The sequence below is a fragment of the Lachnoclostridium sp. Marseille-P6806 genome, assembly GCF_964238185.1.
Lineage (GTDB): Bacteria > Bacillota > Clostridia > Lachnospirales > Lachnospiraceae > Brotaphodocola.
In genome coordinates this window covers 1-1365 of record NZ_CAXSLG010000024.1, presented here as the reverse complement: position 1 = coordinate 1365, position 1365 = coordinate 1, and the positions used below count along the sequence as shown (strand labels likewise).

Sequence of the window (1365 nt, the reverse complement as noted above, 5' to 3'; positions counted from 1 at the left end):
TGGTGTGGTATAAAAAAAGTTGACAGCTTATTCTCAATGATTTCATAATAAAATCAAGAGAATAAGGAGGTACTCAAAGTGGCACGTAAATATGACCATGAATACAAAGTACAGGCAGTAAAACTGGCGAAAGAAATCGGCGGCGCTAAGGCTGCTAAAGAATTAGGAATTCCCGAAGGAACCATCCACACATGGCTGAAAGCAGTGAGAGCTGGTAAACTGGATATCGGGGAAGGCTCTCATACCCCTGCCAGCGCAATGAGCCTGTCAGAAGAAATTACCATGCTACGCAAGCGTGTCAAGGAGCAGGATAAGGAAATCCGCCGACTAAAGGAAGAAAACGAGTTTCTGGAGGAAGCCAGTGCTTTTTTCGCCGCCAGCCGTCGGAAGTCAGCAAAAACCAGAGGATGAGCTTTCTAGCGCTCAAGACAGAGGACGGCAGGAGCAAAGGCAAAATCGCATTTTATTGCCGTATGCTTGGTGTCAGCCGACAAGGCTTCTATAAATATCTCGCAAACAAAGATCGTCCATGGAAGTACCAGGCTCTGGCAGATGCCATGAAAGAAATCGTCAGAGAGGATGAATGTAATGATACTTATGGACGTATCCGGATGTACCAGGCTCTGCTGCTGAAGCAGCCGGAGGGAGTCCCTATCCCTAGTGAGCGTACCGTGTACCGGGTCATGGATCAAATCGGTCTCAGCCACCGGCCAAAGAGAAAACCAAACGGGATTACAAAAGCTGACCGGGAAGCCATGAGATCTGATGATCTGTTAAAGCGGGAATTCCATTCGGATGCCCCGTTGGAAAAGTGCGTCACAGATATCACGGAGATTAAGGCATCCGATGGGAAACTGTATGTATCTGCGATTTTCGACTGCTTTGACCTTGGCGTCCTCGGCCTGGCAATGGAGACAAACATGAAAGCGGATCTGTGTGTCCATACATTGGAGAACGCTCTGACTGCTTATCCGTCTTTGGAAGGTGCCATTATCCATAGTGACCGTGGAACGCAGTATACCAGCGAGGTCTACCGAAAGGCGATCCGAGACTATCATATCCGTCAAAGCATGAACAGTGCCGGTGGCCGCTGCCATGATAACGCACGATGCGAGAGCATGTGGGCCCGGATGAAAACCGAGCTTCTCTATGACCGCTACGATACAGAACCGATGACGGTAGAAGAATTAAAGGAGCTCATCTGGAGATACTTCCTCAGCTACTGGAATAACCGGAGGATCTGCTCAGCTAATGGAGGCCTTCCTCCTATGATAAAACGAAGACAGTATTATGAGGCTTTGGAGTTAGCAACATAGTCAGTGATATCTTTGAGAAGAATGTGTCAACTAATATTGACAATATCAG

The 1365-nt window shown here is 47.8% G+C and carries 2 protein-coding genes; both read left to right on the top strand.

Translation table 11 applies throughout. The annotated features are described in order from the left end of the window. Positions 1–78 precede the first annotated feature (78 nt). The gene (locus ACESON_RS15175; protein WP_373110763.1) at positions 79–411 is read left to right on the top strand and encodes a transposase; all 333 of its coding nucleotides are present in this window, start codon (positions 79–81) and stop codon (positions 409–411) included. After that, positions 408–1316: an IS3 family transposase gene (locus ACESON_RS15170; protein ID WP_373110762.1), complete on the top strand. Its 909-nt coding sequence runs from the start codon at positions 408–410 to the stop codon at positions 1314–1316. The genes ACESON_RS15175 and ACESON_RS15170 overlap by 4 nt, the downstream gene beginning before the upstream one ends. The last annotated feature ends 49 nt before the right edge of the window (positions 1317–1365 follow it).

Bases quoted from the DNA above. Each gene is read 5' to 3' on its own strand.
- ACESON_RS15170 (WP_373110762.1), top strand. From the start codon at position 408: ATGAGCTTTCTAGCGCTCAAGACAGAGGACGGCAGGAGCAAAGGCAAA.